27 protein-coding genes are annotated in these 22,477 nt (G+C 72.9%); 4 read left to right on the top strand and 23 right to left on the bottom strand.

Going from position 1 to position 22,477, the window contains the following annotated elements:
• Positions 1-85: 85 nt before the first annotated feature.
• Together ACIPK4_RS00335 and mshA are read right to left on the bottom strand one after the other, a co-directional pair.
• The gene (locus ACIPK4_RS00335; protein ID WP_402307940.1) at positions 86-574 is read right to left on the bottom strand and encodes a YbjN domain-containing protein; all 489 of its coding nucleotides are present in this window, start codon (positions 572-574) and stop codon (positions 86-88) included.
• Positions 567-1,949: a D-inositol-3-phosphate glycosyltransferase gene (gene mshA, locus ACIPK4_RS00330; protein ID WP_402307937.1), complete on the bottom strand. Its 1,383-nt coding sequence runs from the start codon at positions 1,947-1,949 to the stop codon at positions 567-569. The genes ACIPK4_RS00335 and mshA overlap by 8 nt, the downstream gene beginning before the upstream one ends.
• 182 nt (positions 1,950-2,131) lie before the next feature.
• Here mshA and ACIPK4_RS00325 point away from each other — a divergent pair, with 182 nt between their 5' ends.
• From ACIPK4_RS00325 to ACIPK4_RS00315, 3 genes are all read left to right on the top strand, one after another.
• Positions 2,132-2,941 (top strand): class I SAM-dependent methyltransferase, encoded by an 810-nt coding sequence (locus tag ACIPK4_RS00325; protein WP_376202372.1) that lies wholly within the window; start codon positions 2,132-2,134, stop codon positions 2,939-2,941.
• A gap of 202 nt (positions 2,942-3,143) precedes the next feature.
• Positions 3,144-4,235 carry an NlpC/P60 family protein gene (locus tag ACIPK4_RS00320; RefSeq protein ID WP_402307934.1) on the top strand — a complete coding sequence of 364 codons (1,092 nt, stop codon included), beginning with the start codon at positions 3,144-3,146 and terminating at the stop codon, positions 4,233-4,235.
• Positions 4,236-4,500: 265 nt separating this feature from the next.
• Complete coding sequence (locus ACIPK4_RS00315) at positions 4,501-5,853, top strand: PP2C family protein-serine/threonine phosphatase (RefSeq protein ID WP_402307931.1); 1,353 nt, start codon at positions 4,501-4,503, stop codon at positions 5,851-5,853.
• 39 nt (positions 5,854-5,892) lie between these two features.
• Here ACIPK4_RS00315 and ACIPK4_RS00310 read toward each other — a convergent pair whose 3' ends face one another.
• From ACIPK4_RS00310 to ACIPK4_RS00275, 8 genes are all read right to left on the bottom strand, one after another.
• On the bottom strand, positions 5,893-6,240 hold the full coding sequence (locus ACIPK4_RS00310; RefSeq protein WP_054225772.1) for a DUF2516 family protein: 348 nt from the start codon (positions 6,238-6,240) through the stop codon (positions 5,893-5,895).
• A gap of 124 nt (positions 6,241-6,364) precedes the next feature.
• Positions 6,365-6,946: a hypothetical protein gene (locus tag ACIPK4_RS00305; protein WP_402307928.1), complete on the bottom strand. Its 582-nt coding sequence runs from the start codon at positions 6,944-6,946 to the stop codon at positions 6,365-6,367.
• A gap of 25 nt (positions 6,947-6,971) precedes the next feature.
• On the bottom strand, positions 6,972-7,364 hold the full coding sequence (locus tag ACIPK4_RS00300) for a helix-turn-helix domain-containing protein (protein WP_054225774.1): 393 nt from the start codon (positions 7,362-7,364) through the stop codon (positions 6,972-6,974).
• Positions 7,365-7,444: 80 nt separating this feature from the next.
• On the bottom strand, positions 7,445-7,861 hold the full coding sequence (locus tag ACIPK4_RS00295) for a VOC family protein (protein ID WP_402307925.1): 417 nt from the start codon (positions 7,859-7,861) through the stop codon (positions 7,445-7,447).
• Positions 7,862-8,035: 174 nt separating this feature from the next.
• Complete coding sequence (locus ACIPK4_RS00290; RefSeq protein WP_402307921.1) at positions 8,036-8,479, bottom strand: helix-turn-helix transcriptional regulator; 444 nt, start codon at positions 8,477-8,479, stop codon at positions 8,036-8,038.
• A 115-nt stretch (positions 8,480-8,594) separates the two neighbouring features.
• Complete coding sequence (locus tag ACIPK4_RS00285; RefSeq protein ID WP_402309038.1) at positions 8,595-9,371, bottom strand: putative protein N(5)-glutamine methyltransferase; 777 nt, start codon at positions 9,369-9,371, stop codon at positions 8,595-8,597.
• 42 nt (positions 9,372-9,413) lie between these two features.
• Entirely contained in the window at positions 9,414-10,658 is a 1,245-nt protein-coding gene (locus tag ACIPK4_RS00280) for a GNAT family N-acetyltransferase (protein WP_402307918.1), read from the bottom strand.
• Between the two features lie 132 nt (positions 10,659-10,790).
• Positions 10,791-11,384, bottom strand: coding sequence for an AmfC protein (locus tag ACIPK4_RS00275; protein ID WP_402307916.1), 594 nt, complete (start codon positions 11,382-11,384; stop codon positions 10,791-10,793).
• Positions 11,385-11,545: 161 nt separating this feature from the next.
• Here ACIPK4_RS00275 and dtd point away from each other — a divergent pair, with 161 nt between their 5' ends.
• Positions 11,546-11,971: a D-aminoacyl-tRNA deacylase gene (dtd, locus tag ACIPK4_RS00270; RefSeq protein WP_402307914.1), complete on the top strand. Its 426-nt coding sequence runs from the start codon at positions 11,546-11,548 to the stop codon at positions 11,969-11,971.
• Positions 11,972-12,050: 79 nt separating this feature from the next.
• Here dtd and ACIPK4_RS00265 read toward each other — a convergent pair whose 3' ends face one another.
• From ACIPK4_RS00265 to ACIPK4_RS00205, 13 genes are all read right to left on the bottom strand, one after another.
• Positions 12,051-13,019 (bottom strand): YgfZ/GcvT domain-containing protein, encoded by a 969-nt coding sequence (locus tag ACIPK4_RS00265; RefSeq protein WP_402307912.1) that lies wholly within the window; start codon positions 13,017-13,019, stop codon positions 12,051-12,053.
• Positions 13,020-13,052: 33 nt separating this feature from the next.
• Complete coding sequence (locus ACIPK4_RS00260) at positions 13,053-13,508, bottom strand: Fur family transcriptional regulator (protein WP_376202347.1); 456 nt, start codon at positions 13,506-13,508, stop codon at positions 13,053-13,055.
• Positions 13,509-13,574: 66 nt separating this feature from the next.
• The gene (locus tag ACIPK4_RS00255) at positions 13,575-14,147 is read right to left on the bottom strand and encodes an FABP family protein (RefSeq protein WP_030157076.1); all 573 of its coding nucleotides are present in this window, start codon (positions 14,145-14,147) and stop codon (positions 13,575-13,577) included.
• Between the two features lie 271 nt (positions 14,148-14,418).
• On the bottom strand, positions 14,419-15,300 hold the full coding sequence (locus ACIPK4_RS00250; RefSeq protein ID WP_402307911.1) for a hypothetical protein: 882 nt from the start codon (positions 15,298-15,300) through the stop codon (positions 14,419-14,421).
• Entirely contained in the window at positions 15,297-16,136 is an 840-nt protein-coding gene (locus ACIPK4_RS00245; RefSeq protein WP_402307908.1) for a hypothetical protein, read from the bottom strand. The genes ACIPK4_RS00250 and ACIPK4_RS00245 overlap by 4 nt, the downstream gene beginning before the upstream one ends.
• Entirely contained in the window at positions 16,133-16,918 is a 786-nt protein-coding gene (locus ACIPK4_RS00240) for a hypothetical protein (RefSeq protein WP_402307906.1), read from the bottom strand. Before ACIPK4_RS00240 ends, ACIPK4_RS00245 begins: the two co-directional genes overlap by 4 nt.
• A 116-nt stretch (positions 16,919-17,034) precedes the next feature.
• On the bottom strand, positions 17,035-17,298 hold the full coding sequence (locus ACIPK4_RS00235) for a DUF3099 domain-containing protein (protein ID WP_054225783.1): 264 nt from the start codon (positions 17,296-17,298) through the stop codon (positions 17,035-17,037).
• 129 nt (positions 17,299-17,427) lie between these two features.
• A complete protein-coding gene (locus tag ACIPK4_RS00230) occupies positions 17,428-17,718 on the bottom strand; it encodes a DUF1416 domain-containing protein (protein WP_327284077.1) in 291 nt (96 codons plus the stop codon).
• A 63-nt stretch (positions 17,719-17,781) separates the two neighbouring features.
• Positions 17,782-18,627, bottom strand: coding sequence for a sulfurtransferase (locus tag ACIPK4_RS00225; protein ID WP_030300854.1), 846 nt, complete (start codon positions 18,625-18,627; stop codon positions 17,782-17,784).
• 209 nt (positions 18,628-18,836) lie between these two features.
• Positions 18,837-18,920, bottom strand: coding sequence for a putative leader peptide (locus ACIPK4_RS00220; protein WP_350206375.1), 84 nt, complete (start codon positions 18,918-18,920; stop codon positions 18,837-18,839).
• 162 nt (positions 18,921-19,082) lie between these two features.
• Entirely contained in the window at positions 19,083-19,793 is a 711-nt protein-coding gene (locus tag ACIPK4_RS00215) for a DUF2993 domain-containing protein (protein ID WP_402307902.1), read from the bottom strand.
• A gap of 94 nt (positions 19,794-19,887) precedes the next feature.
• Positions 19,888-21,822, bottom strand: coding sequence for a hypothetical protein (locus tag ACIPK4_RS00210; RefSeq protein WP_402307900.1), 1,935 nt, complete (start codon positions 21,820-21,822; stop codon positions 19,888-19,890).
• A 10-nt stretch (positions 21,823-21,832) separates the two neighbouring features.
• Positions 21,833-22,087 (bottom strand): MoaD/ThiS family protein, encoded by a 255-nt coding sequence (locus ACIPK4_RS00205; RefSeq protein WP_054222580.1) that lies wholly within the window; start codon positions 22,085-22,087, stop codon positions 21,833-21,835.
• Positions 22,088-22,477: the final 390 nt, after the last annotated feature.

The raw sequence follows: 22,477 nt of genomic DNA, 5'->3' as shown, positions 1-22,477 counted from the left end.
GCTCGGTTCCCCGCCCGCCATGTGCACGCAGAGCTGCTGCATTCGACTGAACCGGAGGTCGTGGACCAAGGCGGACCCGTCCCGCTCAGGACGACGGCTGCGTCAGGTGCTTGAAGGCGTCCAGGTTGTACGTCGGCTCGCCGCGCGAGACGCGCCATTCGTACTCGCGGCGGATCGCGCTCGCGAAGCCCAGCTCCAGCAGGGTGTTGAAGGCGCCGTCCGCCGCCTCCAGGACCGTGCCGAGCAGCCGGTCCAGTTCCTCCGGGTTCACCACCGACAGCGGGAGCCGGGCCGTGAGGTAGACGTCGCCGAGGCGGTCGACCGCGTAGGCCATCCCGTACAGCTTGAGGTTGCGTTCCAGCAGCCAGCGGTGGACGCCCGCCTCGTTCTCGTCGGGGTGGCGGATCACGAACGCGTTCACGGACAGCGAGTGCCGGCCGATGCGCAGCGAGCAGGTGGTGCTCAGCTTGCGGGTGCCGGGGAGCTGGACGACGTAGGAGCCCGGTTCGGGGCTCTCCCAGCTCAGCTCGGCGCCGGCCAGCGTGGACTCGATGATCGCGGCGGTGTCAGCCATGGTGGGAGCGTACGCGACGGCGGTGATCGTGCATCGCCGCGGTGTACACGTCCGCCGTGCCGCTCGCCGCGGTGTCCCAGCCGAAGAACTGCGCGTGCCGCGCGGCCTCGGCGCCCATCCGGTCCGCGAGGGCCGGGTCGTCGACGAAGCGCCGCAGCTCCCGTGCGTAGTCCACCGGGTCGTGCCCGGGGACGAGGATGCCCGTCACTCCGTCGTTGACGGCGACCGGCAGACCGCCGACCTCGGCGGCCAGCACCGGTGTGCCGGTGGCCTGGGCCTCGATGGCGACGAGCCCGAACGACTCGCTGTACGAGGGCATGACCAGCACGGACGCCGCCCGGAACCAGTCGGCCAGGGCGTCCTGGCGCACGGGCGGGTGGAAGTGGACGAGGTCGGCGATGCCGAGCTTGGCCGCGAGCTTGTGGAGGCCCTCCGGCTTGGCCAGCCCGCTACCGCTGGGGCCGCCGACGACGGGGACGAACAGGCGCCGGCGCAGCGTGGGGTCGCGGTCGACGAGCTCGGCGACGGCGCGCAGCAGGATGTCGGGGGCCTTGAGCGGCTGGATCCGGCCGGCGAAGAGGGGGATGACGGCGTCCTGCGGCAGGCCGAGGCGGGCGCGGGCGGCGGCGCGGCCGTCGGCGACGGTGAAGCGGTCGAGGTTCACGCCGGGGTGGACGACCGCCACCTTGCCGGGGTCGGCTTCGTAGTGCCGTACGAGTTCGTCGGCCTCTTCGGTGGTGTTCGCGATGAGCCGGTCGGCGGCGGCGACGATCTGGGTCTCGCCGATGACGCGGGCGGCGGGCTCCGGGGTGTCGCCCTCGGCCAGTGCGGCGTTCTTCACCTTGGCCATGGTGTGCATGGCGTGCACGAGGGGGACGCCCCAGCGTTCGGCGGCCAGCCAGCCCACGTGGCCGGAGAGCCAGTAATGGGAGTGGACCAGGTCGTAGTAGCCGGGCCGGTGGCCGGCCCAGGCCTGCATGACGCCGTGGGTGAAGGCGCACAGCTGGGCGGGGAGCTCCTCCTTGGCGAGGCCTTCGTACGGGCCGGCGTCCACGTGCCGTACGAGGACCCCGGGGGCCAGCTCGACGGTGGGCGGGAGGCCGCCCTCGGTGGCGCGGGTGAAGATCTCGACCTCGATGTTGATGGCGGCGAGGCGCTTGGCGAGCTCCACGATGTACACGTTCATGCCGCCGGCGTCGCCGGTGCCGGGCTGGTGCAGCGGCGAGGTGTGCACGCTGAGCATGGCGACGCGGCGCGGCTTGCGGTGGTGGCCGACGGCGGGCAGGCGCAGGCGGGGCGGGTCGAGGCGGGTGCTGCGGGCGGCGGCGATGCGGCCGCCGAGGCTGCCGCCGAGGCGGGACACGTACTGGCTCAAGGGAGCAGTTCCTCTCGCTCGGACGACTCTCGGACCGCGGGCGGGCATGACGGACGGAGCGCACGGGGCGCCCTTCTAGGAGTGCAACCCGGATGGCCGCGTCCCGCATTCCGGGGGGAGGGGTTCTTTTTTCCCGGTGTCCGCTTTTCTTCCGGCGGGGCCGCTCCGCTTACGCTCGGCGCATGCCCTCCCGCCCCGCCCCGCCCCCGCGTCGCCCTGTGGGCACGGTCACGCGCGGGACGACGAACCCGAACCGGCTGCGCCGCATGGACCGCTGGATCGCGGCCGTGCACGGGCCGGCGCTGCGGCGTGCGCAGGCGCCGGTCGCGGTGGACCTCGGCTACGGGGCGGCGCCGTGGACGGCGGTGGAGCTGCTGGCCCGGCTGCGGGAGGCGGCGCCGCGGGTACGAGTGGTGGGCATCGAGATCGAGCCGGCGCGGGTCGCGGCGGCGAAGCCGTACGAGCGGGAGGGGCTCGGCTTCCGGCACGGCGGGTTCGAGGTGCCGCTGGAGGGCGGGGTGCGGCCTGCGCTGATCCGGGCGGCGAACGTGCTGCGTCAGTACGACGAGGAGCAGGTGGCGGCGGTCTGGGAGCGGCTGTGCGCGCGGCTGGCTCCGGAGGGCCTGCTCGTCGAGGGGACCTGTGACGAGATCGGGCGGCGTCACGTGTGGGTCGCGCTGGGTCCCGAGGGGGCGCGGACGGTGACGTTCGCGACCCGGCTGGGCTCCTTGGAGCGCCCCTCGGACCTGGCGGAGCGGCTGCCGAAGGCGCTCATCCACCGCAATGTGCCGGGGGAGCCGGTGCACGCGTTCCTTCGGGACTTCGACCGGGCGTGGGCGGCGGCGGCCCCGTACGCCTCGTACGGGGCGCGGCAGCGCTGGATCCGGACGGCGCGGGCGTTGGCTGCGGACTGGCCGCTCGCGGACGGGCCGGGGCGTTGGCGGCAGGGCGAACTGACGGTGCGCTGGGAGGCGTTGCGCCCGGCGGGGTGAATGTGGCGCTGCGGGGAACCGGTCGCCGGGGTGGCCCGTTGAGTCGGCGGGGACCGGTGTGGGGGACTGGACAAGATCGAGGGGCGTCCCGTGAGGGTGTTGGAATTCGCCTACTCGTGGCACCATCCCGAAGGCAGCGCAAAGTTACTGATGAATAGTCAGATCTGATAGAGGATCGGACTCGGGGCACCTTGGGGGGACCATGGGGACCGTGGAGCGTAGGCGGCGCGGCGGCGTGTCCACTCTTGCGCTGCTGTGTGCGGCGGCGCTGCTGGCAGTGTCGGGCGCGGTGGGCGTGACGGGGGTGGCGCAGGCGGCGCCGGCGGCGCCGGCGGCGCCGGCGGCGCCCGAGCCGGGCGCCAAGTCCCTCGAGCAGGTGCGCAAGGAGATCGAGGAGCTGTACCGCCAGGCGGGCACGGCGACGGACGCCTACAACCTCGCGGAGGGCGAGGCCAAGGCCCAGTCCGCCAAGATCGTCGAGATCGCGAAGCAGGTGGTGGCCGGCCAGGACCGGATCACGGCGCTGAAGGACCGCGCGGGGGCCGCCGCGCGCGCCCAGTACCGCTCGGGCGGGATGCCGGCCGGCGCGCGGCTGGCCCTGAGCGGCACCCCGAGCCAGTTCCTCGACGGGGCGGACCGGATCAGGCAGGGCGAGAAGGCGACGACGGACCTGCTGTCCGAAATGAACCGCACGCAGAGCGACTTGCAGCAGTACGCGAAGGACGCCACCGCGCAGTGGGAGAAGCTGGAAGCCAACCGGATCAAGCAGGAGAACGCGAAGAAGGAGATCGAGGGGAAGATCAAGACGGCCGAGGCGCTGGAGAGCAAGCTGCAGGCCGAGGAGAAGGCCCGGCTGATCCAGCTGGAGCAGGAAGCGCAGTACAAGGCGCAGACGGCGTGGCTGTCGACGGGCGTGCTGAAGGAGATCAACAGCTCGGCGTCGGAGTCGGGCAAGAGGGCGGTCCAGTACGCCACCGGGCAGATGGGCAAGCCGTACGTGTGGGGCGCCGAGGGCCCGGACTCCTTCGACTGCTCCGGCCTCACGTCCCAGGCCTGGCGGGCGGCGGGCAGGAACATCCCGCGCACGTCGCAGGAGCAGCTGCGGTTGCTGCCGAAGGTCGCGATCAAGGACATGCGGCCGGGCGACCTGATCATCTACTTCGACGACGCGAGCCACGTCGGGATGTACGTGGGTGACGGCGCGATCGTCCACGCCCCCCGCCCGGGCCGCAACGTCACCCTGACGGGCGCGGGCTCGATGCCGATCAAGGCCGTGGTGCGCCCCGACGCCTGATCGGGCGGGGCCGGGCGCCGGGCCGACGCCGCGCCGGGGACCGGGCCGGGCAACCCCGGGGGGGCTCCGGGACGTCTCGGTAGGCGGGACGTGGACGGCCGCCGCCGTGACGTTCGTCATTCAGCGGTCCGGCAGTGAGGCCGATTTTCCCCCGCGATAGCGGCATATGACGGTGGCCTGGCCCGGAACGCCATTCCACTCTGCGGCCACCGACCGCTAGGGTCGGCCGGACGCACCCTCGGGGGGAGGGAAGGAACCGGAGACGATGGCCGTACCCGTACCGCGGCAGAGGGACACCCCCGCCACGGAGAGCACTCAGGCGACGCCGCCTGCAGTCGCGCACGCCACCGCGCCCCAGGCGTCCCTGACCCTGCTGGTGATCGAGGACGACCCGGCGGGTGGGCTCACCGTCCCCGAGATCCTCGACTCCGACGGGCACCGCATCCGGCTCCGCACCGCCCGCAACCTCACCGAGGCCGCGCGCCTGCTCACCCAGGACGTGCACTGCATCCTGCTCGACCTCTCCCTCGCCGGGACACCGGGAGGCTCCGGCGCCGGCCTCGGCGGTGCGGGCCTCGGCGGTGCGGGCACGGTCGGCGGTGCGGCCACGGTCGGCGGTGCGGGCTCGCGCACCGCCGCCGCCGACCAGCTGGCCATCCTCCGCGAGGTGCTCCGGATCGCGCCCCGCCACGCCGTCCTCGTCCTCACCGCCGAGGCCGACGCCGAGCGCGCCGCCGAGGCCGTACGGGTCGGCGCGCAGGACTTCCTCTTCCGCGACGAGCTCGACGGCCGTCTGCTCAGCCGGGCGATCCGCTACGCGGTGGAGAGAAAACGGGCGGACATCGCCCAGTACAAGCTTGCAGAATCGAAACTTCGGGCCCAGGAGAACGCCCGCCTGGAACGCGGCCTGCTCCCCAACCCGCTCCTCGAAGGCTCCGACCTCCGCTTCGCCGCCCGGTACCGCCCCGGCCGCAGCCGCGCCCTGCTGGGCGGGGACTTCTACGACACCGTCCGCACCCCCGACGGCACCGTCCACGCCATGATCGGCGACGTCTGCGGCCACGGCCCCGACGAGGCCGCCCTCGGGGTCGAGCTCCGCATCGCCTGGCGCGCCCTGACCCTGGCCGGGCTGTGCGGCGACGACCTGCTGTCGACGCTCCAGGAGGTCCTGGAGGTGGAGCGTCCCTGCGAGGAGATCTTCGCGACCCTGTGCACGGTGGACATCTCCCCCGACGGCCGCCGCGCGGGCCTGTGCCTGGCCGGCCATCCGGCCCCGCTGATATCCCGGCCGGGCCGCCGCGCGCAGCTGCTCCCGTACGAGAACAGCGGCCCGGCGCTCGGGCTGCTGCCCAAGGCCCGCTGGCCGCGCCGCCAGGTCGAACTGGGCGGCGCCTGGAGCCTGATGCTGTACACCGACGGCCTGATCGAGGGCCGCATCGGCGAAGGCAGGGAGCGGCTCGGACAGGACGGCCTGGTCGAGATGATCAACCGGCACCTCGACCGCGGCCTGAGCGGCGAGGGACTGCTGGAGGCCTCCGTCACCGAGGCCCGGCGCCTCAACGGCGGCGAACTCACCGACGACGTGGCCGTGGTCCTGCTCTCCCGCGCGGACGGCTAGGCCCTCGCAGCCCGGCGGGAGGGCGGGGGGGGGCGGGGGTCAGCGGCCGCCGTTGTACGGCCCGTACGGGCCGTCGCTGCTGCTGCCGCCGCTGCGGCGGCCACCCCGTCCGCCGCCCGAGACCTGCTTGAGGGCCGGGCGTACGTCCACGAGGAACACGATGGTCGCGACGAGGCCGGCGATCTGCAGGAACAGCATCCCGAGGAAGAAGTCCACGACCACGGTGACGCCGAGGATGACCAGCCAGAACGTCTTGGTCTGCTTGTCGGCGGCCCGGTACGCGTCCTCCCGCGCCAGCAGCGCGAAGACGAGGGCCACGACGGCCAGGGCCAGCATGGCGTAGCCGAGCAGCGGGAGCACGCCGTTGTCGAACCCGTTCATCAACATCGCCTTGACCGCCTCTTCCCGCTCGCCCGTCCGGTGCCGCCGCTCCCCACGCTACCGGGAGAGCGGCTCTCGCCGAGAACAACGGGCCGGACACCTCGCAGGTGCCCGGCCCGCCCTCACCGCATCAGCTCTCGTCGGCCGAGACCGTGGCGGCCTTCTTCGTGTTGTTCTTGCGCACCGCGGTCCGGCGGGCGGCGGGCTTCTCCTCGTCGGAGCCCGCGGCCTCCTCCTCGGCGGACGTCCCGCCCGAAGCCCCGGCCGGGGTCGCGGCGGCCGGCTCGACGGCGACCGCGATGTCGACGATCTCCTCGGAGACCTCGCCGCGCCACGTCCGCACGGCCTGCTCGCCGTGCTCGGCGACCTTGTCGTAGGTCTCCTTGGCGCGCACGGCGTACTCGGCGGCCACGCCGACCCCGCGCAGCGCCAGGTCCTGGGCGGTCTCCCCGAGCTTCTTCGGGTCGATCGCGGTCAGCACCTCGGCGAACTTGGCGGTGACCGCCTCCTGCGCCTCCTTGGCCTTCTCCTGGACGATCTTCGGGTCGGTGTTCTTCACGGCCTCGATGCGCGCGGGGGCCTCGGCGCGCAGCTGCTCGATCAGCCCGGGCACCTTCTTGGCCTGCTGCACCGCGAGGTCGGCGGTGCCGGCGGCGAAGTAGAGCGGAGTCGGGTCGGTGAGGGTCTTCTTCAGGTCATCGGCGATGGCCATGTGGCTGGTCCTCCCGGATCACAGTTCAGTTCGTAGGGTGCATCTCGTCGTCCGCGCCGGCCGGGTCGGCCTCGGTCGCGTTCTCCTTGCGGAACGAGTCGTAGATCTGGAGCAGCACCTGCTTCTGCCGCTCGTTGATCGACGGGTCGCCGAGTATGACGGCCCGCGTCTCGACCTCGTCGCGATCGCGCTCGTCGAGGATCCCGGCCTGCACGTAGAGCGTCTCCGCGGAGATCCGCAGCGCCTTGGCGAGCTGCTGGAGGATGTCCGCGCTCGGCTTGCGCAGCCCGCGTTCGATCTGGCTCAGGTACGGATTCGACACCCCCGCCGCATCGGCGAGCTGCCGCAGCGAGAGCTGCGCCTGCCGCCGCTGTTCACGGAGGTATTCGCCGAGATTTCCGACGTTGAGCGATGCCATGCCCCGATCCTGCCGGACCTTGCTAACTATTGCAAGCGCCTGCTTGCAAAATCACCCATGGCGGGTTCCGCCGGGCCGGTTCACCGGGCTCGCGGCTGGTTGAAGCGCAGCATGTTGCCGGCCGGGTCGCGGAAGGCGCAGTCGCGGACGCCGTACGGCTGGTCGGCCGGCTCCTGGAGCACCTCGCCGCCCGCGGCCCGGATGCGCTCGAACGCGGCGTCGACGTCGTCGGTGGAGAAGATCACGCCGCGCAGCATCCCCTTGGCCAGCAGCTCTGCCATCGCCTGCCGGTCGGCGGGCGCGGCGTTCGGGTTCGCGGCCGGCGGTTCGAGGACGATCTCCACGTCCGGTTGCGCGGGCGAGCCGACGGTCACCCAGCGCATGCCCTCGAACGAGACGTCGTTGCGGACCTCCAGGCCGAGGGCGTCACGGTAGAAGGCCAGTGCCGCGTCGTGGTCGGCTACGGCGATGAAGCACTGGGACAGCTTGATTTCCATGCGTCCGACGCTAAGGGCTGTCCCGTGATCCCCGGTGGATCAGCGCGCGGTGTCGGATGCGGTGCACCGCACGGCGGAGGGACGTCCGCATACTGGGCGTATCCGGGCGTTCCGACAACGCGGCGAGGTGCCGTGGCCGGCGTCGCGCGCCCGCCGGGGATTACGGGACAGCCCTTAAGCGCGGCCGGCGGTCTCCGCTCCTGCGCCGGGACCGCTCTCGGTCGGTCCGTTCCTGACCGGCCGCGTGAGGATCTTGGCGACGCACGCCGGAATGGCCGCACCCGGTTCATGGCTGCGGGCCCGGTACGCGCTCGGGCTCTCACCGACCAGCTCGGTGAAGCGCGAGCTGAAGGAGCCCAGCGAGGTGCAGCCGACCTCGAAGCAGACCTCGGTGACGCTGAGGTCGCCCCGCCGCAGCAGCGCCTTCGCCCGCTCGACGCGCCGGGTCATCAGGTAGCTGTACGGGGTCTCCCCGAAGGCGGCCCGGAAGCTGCGGGAGAAGTGCCCCGGCGACATCAGCGCGACGCGCGCCAGCGCCGCGACGTCCAGGGGCTGCGCGTAGTCGCGGTCCATCGTGTCCCGGGCACGGCGCAGCCGCCGGAGGTCGTCGAGCGTCACCCGGCCAGCGTAAGCCGCCGACGACGGCGGCGGGACCCCGTCGCGGCCGTTTCCGGCGGCGGCGGGACCCCGTCGCCGCCGCCGGAAACGGCCGTCGGGGACTACGGGACAGCCCTCAGGCCGCGCGGGTGGCGACGGCGACCGTGGCCGCGTGTTCCTCCGAGGTGGCCGCGCGGACCGTCAGTCCGGCCGCCGAGAGGGCCGAGGCCGTCTGCGGGGACTGGCGGGCGCTCGTCTCGATCAGCAGTCTGCCGCCGGGGGCCAGCCAGGGCAGGGCCCCCGCCGCGACCCGGCGGTGGACGTCCAGGCCGTCCGCGCCGCCGTCCAGGGAGGCCATCGGCTCGTGTTCGCGGGCTTCCGGGGGCAGCAGCCCGATCTCCCGGGTCGGCACGTAGGGGGCGTTGACCACCAGGAGGTCCACCCGGCCGCGCAGCGAGTCGGGGAGTGCGGCGTACAGGTCGCCCTGGTGGACCTGCCCGCCGTACGGGGCCACGTTCAGCCGCGCGTACGCCAGCGCCACCGGGTCGATGTCCGCGGCGTGCAGTTCCACCCGGGGCCCCAGCTGCGCCGCCACCGCCGCGCCGAGCGCGCCGACCCCGCAGCACAGGTCCAGGACGACGGCGTCGGGCCGGGCCAGGGCCACGGCCTCCTGCACCAGGAACTCGGTGCGCCGGCGCGGCACGAACGCCCCCTCGCCCACGCGCACGCGCAGTCCGCAGAACTCCGCCCAGCCGACGACGTGTTCCAGCGGTTCGCCACCGGCCCGGCGGGCCACCAGGTCCGCCAGGTGTCCGTCGTCCCGGGCGGCCGCCGTCAGCAGTGCCGCCTCCTCCTCGGCGAACACGCAGCCCGCCGCCCGCAGGGTTTCCACGATCGAAGCCACGTGGCTCAGTCCACTCCTCGGTTCGTTCTGCAACAGGACAAGACTGCGGGGTCAGAAGACGTCCGGGCACCACGGGCGGCGTGCCGTGCGGAACACCGCGTCCGCCAGCGCGAGCGCCCCGGGCCGCTGCTCCGTGATCCGGCCCAGCTCGGCGAGACGCACCGCCGATGCGTCGCCGAGGTACAGGGAGCCCAGCGCGGAGGCGTCGAGGCGCAGGTCCGCCGGGTCCTCGGTGCGCGTGCACTCCCCCGTGCCCGCGTCGATCCGGTAGCGGCCGGCGGCGGGCCCCGCCGGGTCGGTCACGTCGAGTACGAGGACCCCGGGAACGGCGTAGGTCCGCGCGGTCAGCGCCCGTACGACGTCCAGGAGGCGCACCCACAGGAAGTCGGCGGCGGTCACGATCCGGGCGGCGCGCGGGTCGGGCAGCAGCTCGGCGACGAGGTCGTCGGGGGCGCGGTAGCCGGTGCGGACCTTCAGGACCCAGTCGATGGAGCACAGGAAGTGCCACAGGGCGCGCTGCGCGTCCGGGGTGACTGCTATCAAGTCCTTGACCTGCACGGTGTTGAGCGGGACCTTGCCGTCCGTCCAGTGCTCGTCGGACGTGTACGCGACGAGGCCGGCGGGCTCGCCGTCCGCCGTCCGGTACACGGCGTGGAAGCGGCTCTTGTACGGGCGGCCGGACATCTCCTCCAGCCCGGTGGCCAGACTCCACCAGCGTGCGCTGCGGTCGACCGTGCCGGGTGAGAGCGCCCGCAGCCGCTCGTGCAGCCCGGGGCCGATCGTGCGCGCCTCGGCGACGTCCACCAGCTCGATCCGGCCGCCGCATCCGGGCCCGGCCCAGCGCGCGTCGAGCCCGGTGCGGCTCACGTCGATCTCCCACTCGGAGACCGAGGCGGCGGGCCCGAACCCGTACCGCCCGTAGATCGGGTATTCGGCGGCGATCAGCGTGGACACGACGTCGCCGCGTGCGGTCGCGGCCGCCAGCTCGGTGGCCATCATCCGGGTCAGCAGGCCGCGCCGGCGGTGCGTGGGCAGCACGGCGACGTTGGTGACGGCACTCGCGGCCACCGTCGCCCCGCCGGGAACGGTCAGCTCCTGCGCGAACGAGCGGAGGGTGGCCACGCAGCGTCCCGTGGCGTCGTCGAAGGCGCCCAGCGTGCGCTCCACGTCGGTGTGCTTGGCCCGCTGGGCGAGGTCGGCATCGGTGACGGGGTCGGGACGCAGGAAGCCGGTGTTCACGGCCCTGAGCCACTCGGGGAGTTCGGATTCGGCGATCGGCCGGACGTCTGCGCTCATAACCGGCCACGCTAAACCGCCACCCCGGCGCGAGTCGCCCGAATTTACCCGCGCCGACGGGCAGCCGGACCGCCGACCACCGGACCACCGGCCCACCGGCCCACCGGCCCACCGGCCCATGGGCCCCCCGGACTAGGCGAGCAGGTCGTCCACCTGCGCCTCGCCCTCCCGGTAGCGGCGGGTGATCTCCGCACTGCAGTCGTCCGCCGTGCGCTGGAGCTGCTGGCGGCGCCGCGAGACCTGCTGCTCGTAGCGCACCAGGCGGCCCATCGCGTCGTGCAGTTCCCCGTCGGTGCGGGCGTCCAGGTCCGACAGCTCGACGTCGGACAGCATCTCCGCGGCCAGCAGCCGGAACTCCTCGCTGTGCGGGGTGCCGAGCGTGACGTGCCGGGCGGAGGCGCTGCGCCGCGAGGGCGCGTCGGCGAGGATCTCCGAGAGCCGGTCGACGACCGGGGGCTCCGGGGTCACCGGTGCCTCCGGATCGCTGCGCCGGGCCAGTTCGGCGCGCAGGATGTCGATCCGGCCCTGGAGGAGCCTGCGTACGTAGCTCAGGTCGGCTTCGTCGCGCTGTGCGTCTCGGCGCAGCGTGCGAAGTTCCGGCAGGCCGAGCGCGGTGGCGGGCGTGGTCGGCGCCTGCTCCTCGCCCGTGCGCTGCGCGGGCGGTCTGGCCGCGCCTGTCGGAGTGGCCGTGGGTGATGCAGGTACGGAGGTACCAGAAGTGTTCATGTGACGTGTCCGTCCCCTCGACCGGTGCATGGGGTCGTCCCCGGCCCGCAGGACCGGGGGGAAGCACCGCCTGCGTGCATCGTGCCACTCTCCGTGGTGCGGATGCAGTCCCACGCCACCCGATCGGCCCCTGATGGGTGCACGCCTGGTACACAGGTGGTATGCGAGCAGTGGTGCAGAGGGTGGACGGCGCGAGCGTCGTGGTGGCCGGCGAGACCGTGGGCGAGATCGTCGGCGAGGGGCTGTGCGTGCTGGTGGGGGTGACCCACGACGACACCCCGGAGAAGGCGGCGCAGCTGGCGCGCAAGCTGTGGTCGGTGCGCATCCTGGAGGCGGAGAAGTCCTGCAGCGACGTGGCCGCTCCGCTGCTGGTGATCTCGCAGTTCACCCTCTACGGAGACGCCCGCAAGGGCCGGCGCCCCACGTGGAACGCGGCGGCGCCGGGCGAGGTCGCCGAGCCGCTGGTCGACGAGGTCGTCGCGCAGCTGCGCGCGCTGGGGGCGACGGTGGAGACGGGCCGGTTCGGCGCGGACATGCGGGTCTCGCTGACCAACCACGGCCCGTTCACCATCGTCATCGACGTCTGAGGCTCCCGAGGCTCCTGGGACGCCCGAGGCTTCCCGGACGCCCGGGACCGCCCGGGACCGCCCGGGACCGCCCGGACGGTCAGGGCGCTACGACGACCTCCTGCGCGGCCGCCGTCGTACCGGCCAGCAGCGGGGCGTCGACCGGCACGTTCCGCTTGACCAGGGCGAGCGCGATCGGGCCCAGCTCGTGGTGGCGGACCGCGGTGGTCACGAAGCCGAGCTGGCGGCCCTCCTGGCCGTCGGCGGCGAGCCGGATCGGGGTGCCGTGCGCCGGGAGCAGCACTTCGGAGCCGTCCAGGTGCAGGAAGACGAGGCGGCGCGGGGGCTTGCCGAGGTTGTGGACGCGGGCCACCGTCTCCTGGCCGCGGTAGCAGCCCTTCTGGAGGTGCACGGCGGTGCCGATCCAGCCCAGCTCGTGCGGGATGGTCCGGTGGTCCGTCTCCAGGCCGAGCCGCGGGCGGTGCGCCTCGACGCGCAGGGCCTCGTACGCGAGGAGGCCGGCGGCGGGGCCGTGGGAGGCGGCGAAGGCCTCCAGCTGGGCGCGGGGCAGGAACACGTCGCGGCCGTGCGCGGTCTCCCGTACGGGGTGCTCCTCGGGGAGCTCGGCGATGGAGCCGGCCGGCAGGTGCACGACGGCGAAGTCGGCGGTGCGGTCGGCGACTTCGACGCGGTAGAAGAACTTCATCGACTCCAGGTAGGCGATCAGCGCGTCCTGGGTGCCGGGTTCCACGTGCGCCCACACGGTCTCGCCGTCGTCGACGAGGTAGAGCGCGTGCTCGATGTGGCCGTTCGCGGAGAGGATCAGCGCCTCGGCGGCCTGCCCGGGCGGCAGCTCGGTGAGGTGCTGGGTGAGCAGCAGGTGCAGCCAGCTCAGCCGCTCCGGTCCGGTGACGGTGAGGACCCCGCGGTGCGAGAGGTCGACGAAACCGCGGCCGTCGGCGAGTGCGCGCTGTTCGCCGTACAGCTCTCCGTAGTGGGCGGCGACGCCCTCGTCGCGGCCTTCGGCCGGTACGGCGCCGGGGAGATGGAGCAAGGGGCTGCTGGTCATGCCACCCAGCCTACGACCCTGCCCGGGCGGCCCCTATGCCGGAGCGGCGTGCTGTCCGGCGGCGCACTTCTTGCAGAGTCCGAAGATCGCGAAGTGCTTCATGTCGGTCTCGAAGCCGAAGGTGGCGCGGAGCTTCGCGGTGAACTCGGCGGCGATGTCCACGTCCGCCTCGATCACGTCGGTGCATTCGCGGCAGACCAGGTGGATGTGGTGGTGCCGGTCGGCGAGGTGGTACGTGGGCGCCCCGTGCCCGAGGTGGGCGTGCGAGACCAGCTTCAGCTCCTCCAGGAGCTCCAGCGTGCGGTAGACGGTGGAGATGTTGACCCCGGAGGCGGTCTTGCGGACATGGGCGAGGATTTCGTCGGGTGTCGCGTGCTCCAGCGTGTCGACGGCTTCCAGCACGAGCTGGCGCTGCGGGGTCAGCCGGTATCCGCGCTGCCGCAGGTCGCTCTTCCAGTCGGCACTCTCGGTGTCTCCGATGCTCCCCACCCGGCCAGTGTAAGCGCGGGAAGGGGACCGCGGGCTCGGCCCGCGGTCCCCTTTTCGCGCACGGACTCAGCGGAAGAAGGCGATGCCGTCGTCGGGCATGTCGGGGAGGTTGCGCGCCATCTCGGCGACTTCCTCGGGGGTGACGACCTTCTTGAGCTGGGCCGACATGTACGGGCGCAGCTCGACGTCCGGCGTCGCCTTCTCGCCGACCCACATCAGGTCGCTCTTGACGTAGCCGTAGAGCCGCTTGCCGCCGCTGTACGGGCCGGAGGCCGCGGTGCGGGCGACGGCGTCCGTCACGAGGTCGATCTGCGGCTTCTGGTCGGCGAGCTCGCCGTACCAGACCTCGACGACGCCCTGGTCGCGGACCATGACGATCTCGACCTTGCGGTCCTTGTCGATGCGCCAGTAGCCGGACTCGGACTCCAGCGGCCTCACCTTGTTGCCCTCGGCGTCGAGGACCCAGCTGTGGGAGGTGTACTCCAGGAAGTCCCGGCCGTCGTGGCTGAAGACGACTTCCTGGCCGAAGTTGCACTTCTCTTCACCGGGGAAGTCGAAGACGCCCGCGCCCTCCCAGGTACCGAGGAGGAAGGCGAGGGGCACGAGGCCCGGGTTCAGGTCGGACGGGATCTGGATCATGAATGGCTGCTCAGGCGATCTGTGGGAGGGGTTCCGGGTCCGGGGCGGCGGCCGATCGGATGATCAGCGCTGGCCCTGGTACAGCTTCTTCACTGCGAGGCCGGTGAAGGCGAGCACGCCGACGCAGACCAGGACCAGCAGGGAGGTGAAGAATGCCTCAAGCACGGGGTGCTCCTCGGAGTGATGTGGGCGTGTACGGGGCCGGTCCCCAAGCCTACTGGCCCGGGGACCGGCGCACTCCGTGAGGTAGGCCGCACGCCGCTCCCGGGGGTCAGTACAGCAGCTGGCTCTGCAGGATCAGCGTCTGGTGGAACGGGACGACCGGGGCCTGCCCCTTGCGGGTCTGCAGGACCAGCGCCTGGATGTCACCCGACTGGACGCAGCCGAACCGGACCTGTTCGTCCCCGGCCGGCTGGGCCTCCTGGTAGAGCGTGACGTCGCGGGCACTGCGCCAGGAGGGGCCGGCGGCCGCGCTGTCGCTGCCCAGGTCGTTGCGCTGGTTCCGCTTGGCCTCGCTCCAGACCGGGTCGGCCTCCAGCACCGAGGCGTTGGCCAGGCCCGTGGACACGGTGCAGCCCTTGAAGGCGTCCACGAATCCGGGGCCTTGGAAACGCAGCAGGTAGATGTGGGTGCGGGTGCCGTCCGGGGTGGTCCAGCCGCGCCCGGCGATCTGGCGCAGCCCCTCGTTCACGAGCTGCGTCCTGAGCTTCTCCCGCTCGCCCGCCTGGTACTCCTCCAGGAAGGCGTCGACCGTCACCGCCTCGTCCTTCTCCCGCTTCAGCGTGGAGTCGGCGGTCGCGCCGGCGGGTGCGGGAAGCAGCAGCTGGTTCAGCCCGGCGTAGTGGATGCCCTCCGGGTTGTCCGCGGCGAACGGCAGCGCGGCGCCCGCCGGCAGCTGCGGCTTGGTCAGGGCCGGGTACGTCCAGCGGCCGTCGTCCTCGGTGGACAGGCCGGGGACGTCGGTGCGCTCGGCCCGGGTGATCCCGTACGTGACCCCCGTGCCGACGGCGGCGAAGACGAGCACGGCGGCCGTCCAGCGCAGCGCGGCGAACAGCGTGCGGCGGTCCTTGGGCGCGGCGGGGGCCGCGGGGGCCTGCGGCTGGGGCTCGGCGGCGGGGGCCGTCCCGGCCACGGCGGTGTTCTGCTCGGTCACACGGACTCCCCGGGGGACTTCAGGTGGTTCAGCTGCCGCTTGAACAGGTCGGCGCCGTCGTTCGCGGAGAACGGCTTGCGCCCGTACATCCGGAAGTCCACGAGCACATCGCCCTGGAGGGCCACGCAGTCCATGGCTCCGATCTTGTGCTTGTCCTCCGTCTTCTCCTTGCCGAGGGTCTCCAGCGCGCACTTGGCGTCCGGGAAACCCTCGATCTTCGGGGCGTCGCCGTCGTCGCCCGTCAGCTCCAGGAGCTTCTTGCTGAACTCGGAGAACTTCGCCAGGGCCTGGGGGTCGGCCTGGGTGAGGTGGATCTCCACCACCTCGCTCTCGCGGACCTGCCGGTAGCTGCGTCCTGCCATGCCCTTGAGCTTCAGGTCGGCCAGCGCCTTGTCACGCTGCGCCCGCTGGTCGCCGGACAGTCCGGAGCGCACGTCCTTGAGGGACTGGAGCGCCCGCTCGCCCGACACGTAGAAGTCGTTGCCGTCCTCGTCGATGTCCGGGCCGGGCTCGAAGCCGCCGGGGAGCGGCAGCAGCCTGCCCGTCAGCGCGTTCGGCGGCACGGTCGGCTTGGGATCCGGTGTTCCGGCGGGCCGGGGGCCGGGGTCCGCCGCGCTCCAGTAGCGGGTCTGCGCGGTGCGGTCGGCGTCGGCGAGCCGCCCGGCTCCCCAGAGGGCGCCGCCCGCGAGGACGGCGACGGCGACCGCACCCGCGATCAGCGCCGCGGTCCGGCGGCTGCGCGCCCGGGGCGCGGTGGCCGGGGCGGCGCCGGGGGCCGCCTCGGGAGCAGCCGGCTCGGCCGTCAGGGCCTCGGTGGTGTCCTGCGGTTCGCTCACAGCCGCTCCCACTGTCGCTTCGCGATCTCGGCGACGTCGTTCTCGTCGACGACGCCGCGGTTGTTCATGTACTCGATCTCCATGACGACACCGCCGCGCCGGGCGATGACGCGGGCCCATTTCGTCGGCAGGTAACCGGGCTCCTGCCGCTGTTCGGAGGCCACCCACAGGTGGCCGAAGCCGGCGGGCACGCCGGGCAGGTCCTTGCCGGGGTTGCCCATGTACTCCTTGGTGTCCAGGTAGGAGTGGTCGTGCTGGTACCAGTCGGCACCGGAGCGGTCCCGGTACTGGAAGAGCCGGATCGTGACGAAGTTCCGGTCGTCCTGCGCCCACTCCAGCTCGGCGATCCGCCGCACGCCGTGGTCGATCTGGCTGGCGAGACCGTGGCCCGGCTGCTTGTAGTACTCGGCCGAGAACTCGTCCAGGGACCGGCTCCCCGAGTAACGGACCTGCGCCCCGGAGGGGGCCTCGATCAGGAGTTTCGCCAGGTCGTCGTCGGTCGGATGCCAGCGGCCCGCGTTGATGGTGCGGGTGCTCGTCGACTCGTTCGGGGCCTGCGGCTTCGGCTGGCCGATCTTCTGCTGCGCCAGTGGCGGCAGCGGGGTGGGCTCGCGGTCGTACTGGATCGCGTAGCCGGTGACCGTGCCCGCGAGCACGCCGAGGACGACGGCTGCGGCGATCAGGAGGACCGTGCGGCGGCGGCCGCGGGGGCGGCGCGCTCCGGTCTCGGCTCCGGTCCCCTCCCCTTCCGGCTGCTCAGGGGTGGTCGGTGCGTGTTCCAAGGAAGTCCCCCGTCAGGACGTGAAGTGCCGGGTGGTGATCACCCGTGCACAGCCATGACCTGTACGGGAGAGGGCTGGTTGTACGCGTGCTTATTACATTCTTATCTCGCGGCGTTTCAGTCCTCGTGACGCCGCTTTCCGTCCAGTTCGTCCCACCACTCGTCGGACTTGGGATCGCCCGAGGGATCGTCCCACCAGCGGTCTTCCGGCCCGCGCCGGTTCGCGATCATCGCGGCGACCGGCGGGATGACCATGGCGACCACGCACAGGGCCACGGCCGCCTCCACCGAGAAGAGACGCACGAAGGACCAGGCGGATACGAACAGGAAGATGCATCCGCCCATCAGGAGGAAGTAGACGCGGCGCCGCCGGGCGTACATGCCTCCAGGGTAGGGCGGCCCCCGTCGAACACAAGCGCGCGGACGGCGCGAAGGGCCGCACCCCGTTCCAGTGGCGTCCAACCCCCGGGGGTGCGGCCCTTCGGCCGGTCATGCAGGCGTGCAGTGCTCTCAGACCGCGATCGCCACGTCCGTCACGCCGCCGGCCTCGGCCACGACCACGGCGCGGTCCGCCTGGGCGCCGGGGACCAGCGCGCGCAGGGTCCACGTGCCGGTCGCCGCGTAGAAGCGGAACTGGCCGGTCGCCGAGGTCGGGACCTCGGCGGTGAACTCGCCGGTCGAGTCGAGCAGGCGCACGTAGCCGCTGACGGGCTCGCCGTCCTTGGTCACCTGGCCCTGGATGGCGGTCTCACCGGGCTTGAGCGTCGCGAGGTCGGGCCCGCCGATCTGTGCTCCACACATGTTCTCTGTCCTGTCCTAGAGAGGTCGTATCTACGGAGGGCGTCGCGTGCCCGGCCGTCGTGGTTACTTGTTGGCGCCGAGCTCGATCGGCACGCCGACCAGGGAGCCGTACTCGGTCCAGGAGCCGTCGTAGTTCTTGACGTTCTCCTGGCCCAGGAGCTCGTGCAGCACGAACCAGGTGAGCGCGGAGCGCTCACCGATGCGGCAGTACGCGATGGTGTCCTTCGACAGGTCGACCTGCTCGGCCTCGTAGAGGGCCGTCAGCTCCTCGTCGGACTTGAAGGTGCCGTCGTCGTTGGCGTTCTTCGACCACGGGATGTTGCGGGCGCTCGGCACGTGGCCGGGGCGCTGCGACTGCTCCTGCGGGAGGTGCGCCGGGGCGAGCAGCTTGCCGGAGAACTCGTCGGGCGAGCGGACGTCGACCAGGTTCTGGGCGCCGATCGCGGCCACGACGTCGTCGCGGAAGGCGCGGATCGAGGCGTCCTGCGGCTGGGCCTTGTACTGGGTGGCCGGGCGGTTCGGGACCTCGGTGCCGTCGACCAGGTCGCGGGAGTCGAGCTCCCACTTCTTGCGGCCGCCGTCGAGGAGGCGGACGTCCTGGTGGCCGTACAGCTTGAAGTACCAGTAGGCGTAGGACGCGAACCAGTTGTTGTTGCCGCCGTAGAGGACGACGGTGTCGTCGTTGGAGATGCCCTTGGCGGAGAGGAGCTTCTCGAAGCCCTCCTGGTCCACGAAGTCGCGGCGGACCGGGTCCTGGAGGTCCTGCTTCCAGTCGATCCGGACGGCGTTGGTGATGTGGTTCTTGTCGTAGGCGGACGTGTCCTCGTCCACCTCGACGATGACGACGTTGGCGTCGTTCAGGTGGGCCTCGACCCAGTCGGCGTCGACGAGGACGTCGCTGCGGCTCATGGTGTTCTCCTCCGGGGCAGTGTGCGGCGGGGCGTGCTGTGCAGGTGCAGGTGCTGTGGGGCGTTCTGCGGGTGCTGCTGGTGCGTACCGCTGCGGGCCGCGTCCTCGGGCACTGTGCGGGGAGGCGCCAGTGGGCGGGAAGGGGCGGCTGCGATGCGGTCACACGGGAAGTACGGTCGTCCGGCTGAGGGAGCGGAAGCGCTCACAGGTCACATGGATCGACAGAGCATGGCGGCGACGCGACACAGGTCTACTGCCCGTCGCTTCGTGAGGTCCGCCTGCTGATGCTTCATAGCCATGGATCGTAGGGACGAACCGGCCGCCCTGTCACCGGCGTGTCATATTCCGAGACAGGATCGTCCGAATGGCGGGATGCCTACGCCCCGGACCGGCCGCCGCACCGCCTCCGGGGGCCTCCGGGCGGCCCGTCCTTCTGCGGATCGGACCGTCCTGTCTCAGGATCCGGCCAACGCCACGTCCGAGCCGCTCAGGGTGAGGTGCACGCCCGACTCGTCGGAGGTCAGCGTGTCCAGCTTGAGCCCGGCCGGCAGGCCGCCGTCGAGCCGGCGGTCGAAGTCGGTCTTCTTGCGGACCGCGCTCTCGATCCCGGGCAGGCCCTCGCCGGGCACCTCGTCGGCCCGGACCCGGACCATCCTGCCGCCGCCCGGGGCGTCCACGAGGGTGACGGTCGACACCACGCTGGGGGCGAGCCTGCGGCCGAGGACCTCCACGGCCGCCGTGACCTTCACCTTGCCGGGCGCCCCGCCGTAGGTGACCGTCACCCCGGTCTGGGAGGCCTCGGTCAGGTCCCGGTACGTGACGAGGGCCGTGCCCTCGGCCCGCCGGGCGGTGCCGCCGCTGTAGTCGCCGTTCAGCTTCACACCGCGGAAGGTGGCGTTCAGCTGCGAGAGGCGCGTTTTGCGGCCGTCCGAGACGGCCTCGACGCCGTCCAGCCTCACGTCGACCTGTTCGAGGTCGTGGCTGAGCGCCTGGGTCAGGAACGGGAACCCGTGGATGTCCACCTCCGTGGACCCGGCGAGGCCCTGGCGGGCCTGTATGCGCTCGGCCAGCCGGTTCTCGGCGTAGTTCACCGCCCAGCGGTCGACGCCGGCGAACAGTGCGCCGAGCACCACTGCGATGATCACAACGACACGCAGGAACCGCACGTGCCCCACCCCCTGTAGATCGGTACGTGCGTTCTAGTGGACCATGGTCGGCCGCCTCGCGGCGGGCGCGCCGGGCTCCACGGCGCGTCCGCCGTCAGCCGACCACCCGGCCGATCAGGTAGATCAGGGGAGCGGCCGCCGCCAGCGGCAGCGCGACGCCGGCCGTCATGTGGACGAACTTGGACGGGTAGTCGTACGCGGCCACCCGCAGCCCGATCAGCGCGCACACCCCGGCGGCCAGGCCGACCAGCGCCCCGCCCACGCCGACGGAGGTCAGCCCGCCGACCGCGATCCCGGCTCCCGCGGCAGCGGCCAGCGAGACGCCGACGGAGGCCGGGGTCGGCAGCGGCAGCGCACGGGTGAACACCGCCACGGCCACGGCGACCGCGCCGACGGTGACGGCCGCGGAGTCGGCGGCGAGGTAGCCGGCGCAGACGATGGCGAGCGCGGCGGAGGCCACGGAGGCCATCAGCCCGTACATCCGCTCGTCGGGGTCGGCGTGGCTGCGCAGCTGGAGGACCAGCGTGAGCAGGACCCAGGCCCCGAGGGTGCCGATGATCGCGCCGGGGCCGTACGTGTCGTCGACGGCGAGCACGGCTCCGTCGGCGACGAGGGCCCCGAGGAAGGCCAGGGCGATGCCCTGGCGGGCGGGCCACATTCCGTTGAGCCGGAACCAGCCGGCCGCGGTGAGCCCCTGGAGGACCACCAGCGGAACGAGCAGCGCGAGGTCCCCGAGGGCGGCGGCCCCGGCCAGCAGCAGCCCGAGTGCGGCGGTCAGCACGGCCGGCTGCGGGCCCGGGTCGATGATCGGCGACCGGCCTTCGGCGCGGGCCTGGGCCGGGTCGACGGCGCGCAGGGTGTTCCCGCCGAGGATGGGCGGGGAGTACTCGGGCTCCTCGCCGGGGACCTCGGCGCCCGCGGCGGCCGCGGTCCCGGCGGCCGCGGTCCGGGCCGCCGGAGCGGGCGCGCCGGTCTGGGCGTCCGGCGCGGCCGGCTCCCCGGGCCCGGGGTACGGCGGCAGGTACGCGGTCTGCTCGGCCGCAGCGGAAGGCCCCGGTCCGGGGTAGGGCGGCAGGTACGCGGTCTGCTCGGCAGCCGGACCGGCGGACGGAGCGGCGGCCTGGGGCGGGAGGTAGGCCGTCTGCTCGGCGGCGGAGGCCGCACCCGGCGACCAGGCGCCCGCGGAGGACTGCGCCACCGGGGCCGGCGCGGCGGGCGCCTCGTCCCGGAACCAGCCCTCGGGAGCGAAGGACTGCCCCTGCGGCTGCGGCTCGGCGGCCTCCGGCCCCGGGTAGGGCGGCAGGTACGCGGTCTCGGCGGCCGCAGCGGAAGGCTGCGGTCCGGGCGCGCCCGGTCCGGGGTACGGCGGCAGGTACGCGGTCTGCTCGGCCGCGGCGGCCGCAGCCGGCCCGGCCGCGTCCCCCGGCCCGGGGTACGGGGGCAGGTACGCGGTCTGCTCGGCGGCCGGACCGGCAGCCGGAGCGGCGGACGGAGCCGCGGCCTGGGGCGGGAGGTAGGCCGTCTGCTCGGCGGCGGAGGCCACACCCGGCGACCAGGCGCCCGCGGACGACTGCGCCACCGGCGCCTGCGCGGCGGGCGCCTCGTCCCGGAACCAGCCCTCGGGAGCGAAGGACTGCGGTGCGGCCGCCGCCTGGCCCTGGTCCTGGCCCGGGTAGGCCGGCGGGTACGCGGACCGTTCTCCGGCGGCTGCGGGGTCCTGCGGCCAGGCCGCGCCGGACGCGGCGCCCCCGGACCAGTCCTGGGCTGCGGCCGGGGCCTGCGGGGCCTGCGCCTCGTCCCTGAACCAGCCGTCGGGTGCCACGGGCTGGCCGGGCAGTGCACCCGGCTGCGGCTGCGGCTGCACCGGCTGGTAGCCGGTGTCCCAGGTGTCGGACTGCCAGGTCTGGGTCCCGTACGGGTCCTGCTGCGCGGCCTGCGCGGCTTGTGCGGCCTGCGCGGCTTGTGCGGCCTGCGCGGCTTGTGCGGCCTGCGCGGCCTGCTGGTGCTGTTGTTCCTCGGGGGTACTCATCGGTTTCCGCTCACCCGCCCGCGAACGGCGGGAGCACCTCGACGGTGCCCCCCTCGGTCAGCGGAACGGCATCGTGCGGGCGCTTGCCCACGGGCTCGTCGTTCACGAGGAAGGAGCAGCGCTGCAGGACCCGGGTCAGCTCTCCGGGGTGGCGTTCCCGCACGGCGTCGAGCGCCTCGGCCAGCGTCTGCGCCGAGTACGGCTCCTCCGCCGTCTTGGCCGCGGCCTTGGCCGCCGCCCAGTAGCGGATGGTTCCGGTTGCCACTGCAGCTCCTATCGTCGGCTCTCTACCGTCGGCCTCCATGATGACCCCTCCCGTCCTCTGGTCCCGTGCGCCTCCGCGCGCCCCGTGTGCACCCGGGCGGTCCGCCGTACGTCCATCGATCCGGTGAAACCGGGGCATAAGCTGGGCGTAAGGGTGGCAGGAACCACAGAAGAGGTGGAGGCCGAACCTCTGCCCCGCACCGGCGGGTGGGCTATTCTGCTGGCGAGAGGATCCGGGCAACGTTGCCCCCGGGTCCTTTTGTGCTTTCAGAACGTTGAACGGACCGAGAACAGTGGTGTCCGCCGGGCCTCAGGGCGCGGGGACCGGCAGGCCGCCACGACCGCAGCACGCACCACGTACGAAGCAGTACCGCGAAAGTCCTCGACGGGA

It is taken from the genome of Streptomyces sp. NPDC086989 (genome assembly GCF_044745505.1).
Lineage (GTDB): Bacteria > Actinomycetota > Actinomycetes > Streptomycetales > Streptomycetaceae > Streptomyces.
The sequence above is the reverse complement of the archived record's forward strand: the minus strand, read 5'-3'. Positions and strand labels throughout refer to the sequence as shown.